The organism is Paenibacillus sp. YAF4_2, assembly GCF_052113225.1.
Classification (GTDB): domain Bacteria; phylum Bacillota; class Bacilli; order Paenibacillales; family Paenibacillaceae; genus Pristimantibacillus.
Map to the genome: position 1 here is coordinate 1 of NZ_JBFRCT010000038.1, position 395 is coordinate 395.

1 rRNA gene is annotated in these 395 nt (G+C 44.3%); it reads right to left on the reverse strand.

Features of this window, described 5'->3' with window-relative positions:
- A 16S ribosomal RNA gene (locus AB4Y93_RS28910) occupies nucleotides 1–157 on the reverse strand; the annotation flags it as partial.
- Nucleotides 158–395: the final 238 nt, after the last annotated feature.

Below are 395 nucleotides of genomic sequence, written 5' to 3' on the forward strand. Positions count from 1 at the left end.
ATCCCAGTCTTATGATCCCAGTCTTATGGGCAGGTTACCCACGTGTTACTCACCCGTCCGCCGCTAATCTTTCCCCGAAGGAAAAGATCCGCTCGACTTGCATGTATTAGGCACGCCGCCAGCGTTCGTCCTGAGCCAGGATCAAACTCTCCATGAAATGGTTGTTTGACTTGCTCAAACTTTTATACCGCATTGGAAAACAAGTTTTCCAATCGGTGTTTTGATCAACCTCTAATCGCGGTCGCTCATCACTGAGTTACTTCGATAGAGATCAATACATCGCTTTTTCCGTTATTTCTAACGGGGCAGTTTTGCTCGTTGTTCAGTTTTCAAAGAACAATTTATTTTTCAACAACGCTGCATATCTTATCACGTTATCGAATTCAGTGTCAAGC